Source organism: Escherichia sp. TW14182 (assembly GCF_000208525.1).
Taxonomy (GTDB): domain Bacteria; phylum Pseudomonadota; class Gammaproteobacteria; order Enterobacterales; family Enterobacteriaceae; genus Escherichia; species Escherichia ruysiae.
This window is the reverse complement of record NZ_AEJZ01000234.1, coordinates 1-8,497: the sequence shown is the minus strand read 5'-3', so window position 1 is coordinate 8,497 and position 8,497 is coordinate 1. Positions and strand designations below refer to the sequence as shown.

Below are 8,497 nucleotides of genomic sequence, written 5' to 3'. Positions count from 1 at the left end.
GCAGGACGCCCGCCATAAACTGCCAGGCATAAGATAAAGCAGAAGGCCATCCGGAAGGATGGCCTTTTTGCGTTGCTGCAGAAAGAATGCCGGATGCGACGCTTGGGCATCTTATCCGTCCTACGCAGGGTTACGGTAGGGGGCAACAGCGCATTACTCCCCCACATACGCCAGATTCAGCAACGGATACGGTTTCCCCAAATCGTCCACCTCAGAGCGTCCTGTAACCTTAAACCCCATCTTCTTATAGAACCCAACCGCCTGCGTATTTTGCTCATTAACGTTGGTTGTCAGTTCTGGTGCCCTTGAGAGCGCATGTTTCACCAGCATTCGACCCACGCCAGCGCCACGCACATCAGGATCGATAAACAGCGCATCCATATGCTGTCCGCTTAGCAACATAAACCCAACCGGCCGATCCCGCTCATTAACCGCGACCCACAATGGCGCTTCCGGCAGAAACGAACGTACCAGTTCTTCCAGTTCAGCCCGATACTCTGCTGATAAAAAATCATGGGTGGCATCGACAGAACGACACCAAATTGCAACCAGCTCTTCCCCTTCCTCATGCCGTGAGCGGCGAATACTAATAACCATTTTCTCTCCTTTTATTGGTGCTTATATCCTAACGCAATCTTTTCCTTGAAACTTTCTCACCTTCGACATGCAGGCTCGACATTGACAAATTTTCTGGTTATCTTCAGCTATCTGGATGTCTAAACGTATAAGCGTATGTAAAGAGGTAATCAGGTTATGCCGATTCGTGTGCCGGACGAGCTGCCCGCCGTCAATTTCTTGCGTGAGGAAAATGTCTTTGTGATGACAACTTCTCGCGCGTCTGGTCAGGAAATTCGTCCGCTAAAGGTGCTTATCCTTAACCTGATGCCGAAGAAGATCGAAACTGAAAATCAGTTTTTACGCCTGCTTTCAAACTCACCTTTGCAGGTCGATATTCAGCTGTTGCGCATCGATTCCCGTGAATCGCGCAACACGCCCGCAGAGCATCTGAATAATTTTTACTGCAACTTTGAAGATATTCAGGAACAAAACTTTGACGGTCTGATTGTAACTGGCGCGCCACTGGGTCTGGTGGAGTTTAATGACGTCGCTTACTGGCCGCAGATCAAACAGGTGCTGGAGTGGTCGAAAGATCACGTCACCTCAACGCTGTTTGTCTGTTGGGCGGTTCAGGCCGCGCTCAATATCCTCTACGGCATTCCTAAGCAAACCCGCACCGACAAACTCTCTGGCGTTTACGAGCATCATATTCTCCATCCCCATGCGCTTCTGACGCGTGGCTTTGATGATTCATTTCTGGCGCCACATTCGCGTTATGCAGACTTTCCGGCAGCGTTGATTCGTGATTACACCGATCTGGAAATTCTGGCGGAGACAGAAGAAGGGGACGCATATCTGTTTGCCAGCAAAGATAAGCGCATTGCCTTTGTAACGGGGCATCCGGAATACGATGCGCAAACGCTGGCACAGGAATATTTCCGCGATGTGGAAGCCGGGCTAAATCCGGATGTTCCGTATAACTATTTCCCGCACAACGACCCGCAAAACAAACCGCGAGCGAGCTGGCGTAGCCACGGCAATTTGCTGTTTACCAACTGGCTCAACTATTACGTTTACCAGATCACGCCATACGATCTACGCCATATGAATCCTACGCTGGATTAATCTTCTGCTGAGCTCGATCGTTAAGCGATTCAGCACCTTACCTCAGGCACCTTCGGGTGCCTTTTTTATTTCCGAAACACACCGCAACAGGTGAATAAATTTTATTCTTATTGTTATCAGTAAGTTAAATGCAATTTAAATTAAAAATGGAAATTGTTTTTGATTTTGCATTTTAAATGAGTAGTCTTAGTTGTGCTGAACGAAAAGCGCACAACGATCCTTCGTTCACAGTGGGGAAGTTTTCGGATCCATGACGAGGAGCTGCACGATGACTGAACAGGCAACAACAACCGATGAACTGGCTTTCACAAGGCCGTATGGCGAGCAGGAGAAGCAAATTCTTACTGCCGAAGCGGTAGAATTTCTGACTGAGCTGGTGACGCATTTTACGCCACAACGCAATAAACTTCTGGCAGCGCGCATTCAGCAGCAGCAAGATATTGATAACGGAACGTTGCCTGATTTTATTTCGGAAACAGCTTCCATTCGTGATGCTGGCTGGAAAATTCGCGGGATTCCTGCGGACTTAGAAGATCGTCGGGTAGAGATAACTGGCCCGGTAGAGCGCAAGATGGTGATCAACGCGCTCAACGCCAATGTGAAAGTCTTTATGGCCGATTTCGAAGATTCACTGGCTCCGGACTGGAACAAAGTGATCGACGGGCAAATTAACCTGCGTGATGCGGTTAACGGCACCATCAGTTACACCAACGAATCCGGCAAAATTTATCAACTCAAACCCAATCCGGCTGTTTTAATTTGTCGGGTACGCGGTCTGCACTTGCCGGAAAAACATGTCACCTGGCGCGGCGAAGCGATCCCAGGCAGCCTGTTTGATTTTGCCCTCTATTTCTTCCACAACTACCAGGCGCTATTAGCAAAAGGCAGCGGTCCCTATTTCTATCTGCCGAAAACCCAGTCCTGGCAGGAAGCGGCCTGGTGGAGCGAAGTCTTTAGCTATGCCGAAGATCGCTTTAATCTGCCGCGCGGCACTATCAAGTCGACGTTGCTGATCGAAACGCTGCCTGCCGTGTTCCAGATGGACGAAATTCTCTATGCGTTGCGCGACCATATTGTGGGTCTGAATTGCGGTCGCTGGGATTACATCTTCAGCTATATCAAAACGTTGAAAAACTATTCCGATCGTGTCCTGCCAGACAGACAGGCTGTGACGATGGATAAACCGTTCCTTAATGCCTACTCACGCCTGTTAATCAAAACCTGCCATAAACGCGGCGCATTTGCGATGGGCGGCATGGCGGCGTTTATTCCGAGCAAAGATGAAGAGCGCAATAACCAGGTGCTCAACAAAGTGAAAGCGGATAAATCGCTGGAAGCGAATAACGGTCACGATGGCACATGGATCGCCCATCCAGGCCTTGCTGATACCGCAATGGCGGTTTTCAACGACATCCTCGGCTCCCGCAAAAATCAGCTTGAGGTGATGCGCGAAAAAGACGCGCCGATTACCGCCGATCAACTGCTGGCACCTTGTGACGGTGAACGCACCGAAGAAGGTATGCGCGCCAATATTCGCGTAGCCGTCCAGTACATCGAGGCATGGATCTCCGGCAACGGTTGTGTGCCGATTTATGGCCTGATGGAAGATGCGGCGACGGCTGAAATCTCCCGTACTTCCATCTGGCAGTGGATCCATCATCAAAAAACCTTGAGTAATGGCAAACCGGTGACCAAAGCCCTGTTCCGCCAGATGCTGGGGGAAGAGATGAAGGTCATTGCCAGCGAACTGGGCGAAGAGCGTTTCTCCCAGGGGCGTTTTGACGACGCCGCACGCCTGATGGAACAGATCACCACTTCTGATGAGTTAATTGATTTCCTGACCCTGCCAGGCTACCGCCTGTTAGCGTAAACCACCACATAACTATGGAGCATCTGCACATGAAAACCCGTACACAACAAATTGAAGAATTACAGAAAGAGTGGACTCAACCGCGTTGGGAAGGCATTACCCGTCCGTACAGCGCGGAAGATGTGGTGAAATTACGCGGTTCGGTCAATCCGGAATGTACGCTGGCGCAACTGGGTGCGGCGAAAATGTGGCGTCTGCTGCACGGCGAGTCGAAAAAAGGCTACATCAACAGCCTCGGTGCACTGACTGGCGGTCAGGCGCTGCAACAGGCGAAAGCGGGTATCGAAGCGGTTTACCTGTCTGGCTGGCAGGTAGCGGCGGACGCTAACCTGGCAGCCAGCATGTATCCGGACCAGTCGCTCTACCCGGCAAACTCGGTGCCTGCAGTGGTGGAGCGGATCAACAACACCTTCCGTCGTGCGGATCAGATCCAGTGGTCTGCTGGCATTGAGCCGGGCGATCCGCGCTATGTCGATTACTTCCTGCCGATCGTTGCCGATGCGGAAGCCGGTTTTGGCGGTGTACTTAATGCCTTTGAACTGATGAAAGCGATGATTGAAGCCGGTGCAGCGGCAGTTCACTTCGAAGATCAGCTCGCTTCAGTGAAAAAATGTGGTCATATGGGCGGCAAAGTGCTGGTGCCGACTCAGGAAGCGATCCAGAAACTGGTCGCTGCGCGCCTGGCTGCCGATGTTACGGGAGTACCAACCCTGCTGGTTGCTCGTACCGATGCCGATGCGGCGGATCTGATCACCTCCGATTGCGACCCGTATGACAGCGAATTTATTACCGGCGAGCGTACCAGTGAAGGCTTCTTCCGTACTCATGCTGGCATTGAGCAAGCGATCAGCCGTGGTCTGGCGTATGCGCCGTATGCCGACCTGGTTTGGTGTGAAACTTCCACGCCAGACCTGGAACTGGCGCGTCGCTTTGCGGAAGCTATCCACGCGAAATATCCGGGCAAGCTGCTGGCTTATAACTGTTCGCCGTCGTTCAACTGGCAGAAAAACCTCGACGACAAAACTATTGCCAGCTTCCAGCAGCAGTTGTCGGATATGGGCTACAAATTCCAGTTCATCACCCTGGCCGGTATCCACAGCATGTGGTTCAACATGTTCGATCTGGCAAACGCCTATGCGCAGGGTGAAGGTATGAAGCACTATGTTGAGAAAGTGCAGCAGCCGGAATTTGCTGCCGCGAAAGATGGCTATACCTTCGTTTCTCACCAGCAGGAAGTGGGTACGGGTTACTTCGATAAAGTGACGACCATTATTCAGGGCGGCACGTCGTCGGTTACCGCACTGACGGGTTCCACCGAAGAATCGCAGTTCTAAGCAACCGACAAACGTTGCTGACTGTAGGCCGGATAAGGCGTTTACGCCGCATCCGGCAATCAGCGCATGATGCGACGCTTGCGCGTCTTATCATGCCTACAAATGTTGCAGACGCGTAGGCCGGATAAGGCGTTCACGCCGCATCCGGCAATCGGCGCATGATGCCTGATGTGACGCTTGCGCGTCTTTTCCGGTAATTCTCTGCTCCCTGATGAGGGCAACAAATGCCGCGTGGCCTGGAATTACTGATTGCACAAACGATTTTGCAAGGTTTTGACGCCCAGTATGGTCGATTCCTCGAAGTGACTTCCGGGGCGCAGCAGCGTTTCGAACAAGCCGACTGGCACGCTGTCCAGCAGGCGATGAAAAACCGTATCCATCTTTATGATCATCACGTTGGTCTGGTGGTGGAGCAATTGCGCTGTATCACCAACGGGCAAAGCACGGACGCGGCATTTTTACTACACGTCAAAGAGCATTACACCCGGCTGTTGCCGGATTACCCGCGCTTCGAGATTGCGGAGAGCTTTTTTAACTCCGTGTACTGTCGGTTATTTGACCACCGCTCGCTTACTCCCGAGCGGCTTTTTATCTTTAGCTCCCAGCCAGAGCGCCGCTTTCGTACCATTCCACGCCCACTGGCGAAAGATTTCTACCCCGATCACGGCTGGGAATCTTTGCTGATGCGCGTTATCAGCGACCTGCCGTTGCGTCTGCGCTGGCAAAATAAAAGCCGTGACATTCATTACATCATTCGCCATCTGACGGAAACGCTGGGGACAGACAACCTCGCCGAAAGCCATCTACAGGTGGCGAACGAACTGTTTTATCGCAATAAAGCCGCCTGGCTGGTGGGCAAACTGATCACGCCTTCCGGCACGTTGCCATTTTTGCTGCCGATCCACCAGACGGACGACGGCGAGTTGTTTATTGATACCTGCCTGACGACGACCGCCGAAGCGAGCATCGTCTTTGGCTTCGCGCGATCCTATTTTATGGTTTACGCGCCGCTGCCTGCTGCGCTGGTCGAATGGTTACGGGAAATTCTGCCGGGAAAAACCACCGCAGAACTGTATATGGCTATCGGCTGCCAGAAACACGCCAAAACCGAAAGTTACCGCGAATATCTCGTTTATCTACAGGGCTGTAATGAACAGTTTATTGAAGCGCCGGGCATTCGTGGAATGGTGATGCTGGTGTTCACGCTACCGGGCTTTGACCGGGTATTCAAAGTGATCAAAGATAAATTCGCGCCGCAGAAAGAGATGTCTGCTGCTCACGTCCGCGCCTGCTATCAACTGGTTAAGGAGCACGATCGCGTAGGGCGAATGGCAGATACCCAGGAGTTTGAAAACTTTGTGCTGGAGAAGCGGCATATTTCTCCAGCATTAATGGAATTACTGCTCCAGGAAGCGCCGGAAAAAATCACCGATCTTGGAGAACAAATTGTGATTCGCCATCTCTATATCGAACGGCGGATGGTGCCGCTCAATATCTGGCTTGAGCAAGTTGAAGGGCAGCAACTGCGCGACGCTATTGAAGAGTATGGCAACGCCATTCGCCAGCTTGCCGCCGCCAATATCTTCCCAGGCGACATGCTATTTAAAAACTTTGGCGTCACTCGTCACGGTCGCGTGGTGTTTTATGATTACGACGAAATTTGCTACATGACGGAAGTTAATTTCCGTGACATCCCGCCGCCGCGCTACCCGGAAGACGAACTCGCCAGCGAACCGTGGTACAGCGTCTCGCCAGGCGATGTTTTCCCGGAAGAGTTCCGTCACTGGTTATGTGCCGATCCGCGCATTGGCTCGCTGTTTGAAGATATGCACGCTGACTTGTTCCGCGCCGATTATTGGCGCGCCTTACAAAAACGTATCCGCGAGGGGCATGTAGAAGATGTCTATGCTTATCGGCGCAGGCAGCGGTTTAGCGTGCGGTTTGTATAAATCGGAGGCGAAAAGTTACCGCATTCCACCATATGCCAGCGTCACTTCCTTCGCCGCTTTAATCACCATCGCGCCGAACTCGGTTACGCGGTCATCGGTAATACGTGAAATCGGCCCGGAAATCGAAATTGCGGCAAACGGTTCGCGGTGCTCATCGAAAATACACGCCGCGAGACAACGCAGTCCCAGCGCATGTTCCTCATCATCAAACGAATAACCTCGTTTGCGCGTTTGCGCGAGATCTTCTTTTAAATGCACAGGAGAAACCAGCGTTGCGTGGGTATAGGCATGTAAACCTTTGCGATGCAGCAGCTTCGTCACCTGGTCTTCGCTCAGTTGGGCTAAAAAGGCTTTACCGGCACCGGAAGCGTGCATCGGTAATTTACCGCCGATAGGGGCGGACATACGCATCAGATGCGTACACTGTACCTGGTCGATAATAATCGCTTCGTGATCGCTTTGATCGAGCACCGCCATATTGACCGTTTCGCCAGACTCTTCCATCAGATTACGCAGAATAGGATGGACAATGGCTAACAAATTACGGCTCTGGAGAAAGCTGCTGCCGACCATAAAAGCATGTGCGCCTATCGCCCAGTGACCCAGTTCGCCAACCTGACGGACAAAGCCTTGTTGCTGCATGGTTGTGAGCAATCGATGGGTAGTAGAGTTGGGTAATCCGGCTTGTTGCGCCAGTTCGGTTAACGCCACGCTGCCATTGGATTCGGCAATCCACTCCAGTAATTTCAGCCCACGCGTTAAAGACTGAACCTGTCCAGTCGCAGGTGTGGTGGCAACGGCGGGTTTTCTGCCGCGTTTTGCGGGAATGGGTGCGACCATGACAGCCTCCTTTTTCTGTATCGTGGAAATCATTTTCATTTTTATTGTTAGCTAATGCAATAGTTACTGAACTGATCCGATGAGTTAATGTTGAACAAATCTCATGTTGTGTGGTGGTCGCTTTTACCGCAGATGCGTTTATGCCAGTATGGTTTGTTGAATTTTTATTAAATCTGGGTTGAGCGTGTCGGGAGCAAGTGTGAGCAGCAAAGTGGAACAACTGCGTGCGCAGTTAAATGAACGTATTCTGGTGCTGGACGGCGGTATGGGCACCATGATCCAGAGCTATCGACTGAACGAAGCCGATTTTCGTGGTGAACGCTTTGCCGACTGGCCATGCGATCTCAAAGGCAACAACGACCTGCTGGTGCTCAGTAAACCGGACGTGATCGCCGCTATCCACAACGCTTACTTTGAAGCAGGCGCGGATATCATCGAAACCAACACCTTCAACTCCACGACCATTGCGATGGCGGATTACCAGATGGAATCCCTGTCGGCAGAGATCAACTTTGCTGCGGCGAAACTGGCGCGTGCCTGTGCCGACGAGTGGAGCGCCCGCACGCCGGATAAACCGCGCTATGTTGCCGGCGTTCTCGGCCCAACCAACCGCACAGCATCTATTTCTCCGGACGTAAACGATCCGGCATTCCGTAACATCACCTTTGATCAGCTGGTGGCAGCCTATCGCGAATCTACCAAAGCACTGGTGGAAGGCGGTGTAGACCTGATTCTGATTGAAACCGTCTTCGACACCCTCAACGCCAAAGCGGCGGTATTTGCGGTGAAAACGGAGTTTGAAGCCCTGGGCTTTGAACTGC

At 52.0% G+C, this 8,497-nt stretch carries 7 protein-coding genes; 5 read left to right on the top strand and 2 right to left on the bottom strand.

What is annotated here, in order from left to right; translation table 11 throughout:
* Positions 1-153 precede the first annotated feature (153 nt).
* The gene (locus EQY_RS0117885; RefSeq protein ID WP_000236982.1) at positions 154-597 is read right to left on the bottom strand and encodes an acetyltransferase; all 444 of its coding nucleotides are present in this window, start codon (positions 595-597) and stop codon (positions 154-156) included.
* A gap of 156 nt (positions 598-753) precedes the next feature.
* Between EQY_RS0117885 and metA the strand changes: the two genes are divergently transcribed.
* The 4 genes from metA to aceK all read left to right on the top strand — a co-directional run bounded on the left by metA (position 754) and on the right by aceK (position 6,836).
* Positions 754-1,683: a homoserine O-acetyltransferase MetA gene (gene metA, locus EQY_RS0117880; protein ID WP_001122790.1), complete on the top strand. Its 930-nt coding sequence runs from the start codon at positions 754-756 to the stop codon at positions 1,681-1,683.
* Between the two features lie 268 nt (positions 1,684-1,951).
* On the top strand, positions 1,952-3,553 hold the full coding sequence (gene aceB, locus EQY_RS0117875; RefSeq protein ID WP_000138910.1) for a malate synthase A: 1,602 nt from the start codon (positions 1,952-1,954) through the stop codon (positions 3,551-3,553).
* A gap of 29 nt (positions 3,554-3,582) precedes the next feature.
* Complete coding sequence (aceA, locus tag EQY_RS0117870) at positions 3,583-4,887, top strand: isocitrate lyase (RefSeq protein WP_000857853.1); 1,305 nt, start codon at positions 3,583-3,585, stop codon at positions 4,885-4,887.
* A gap of 224 nt (positions 4,888-5,111) precedes the next feature.
* Positions 5,112-6,836 (top strand): bifunctional isocitrate dehydrogenase kinase/phosphatase, encoded by a 1,725-nt coding sequence (gene aceK, locus EQY_RS0117865; protein ID WP_001137207.1) that lies wholly within the window; start codon positions 5,112-5,114, stop codon positions 6,834-6,836.
* Between the two features lie 15 nt (positions 6,837-6,851).
* Here the strand turns inward: aceK and iclR are convergent, their stop codons facing one another.
* Complete coding sequence (gene iclR, locus EQY_RS0117860; RefSeq protein ID WP_000226416.1) at positions 6,852-7,676, bottom strand: glyoxylate bypass operon transcriptional repressor IclR; 825 nt, start codon at positions 7,674-7,676, stop codon at positions 6,852-6,854.
* Between the two features lie 199 nt (positions 7,677-7,875).
* On the opposite strand from iclR, the gene EQY_RS0117855 reads away from it, so the two are divergent.
* A partial coding sequence (locus EQY_RS0117855) for a homocysteine S-methyltransferase family protein (protein ID WP_000095988.1) occupies positions 7,876-8,497 on the top strand: 622 nt, incomplete at its 3' end.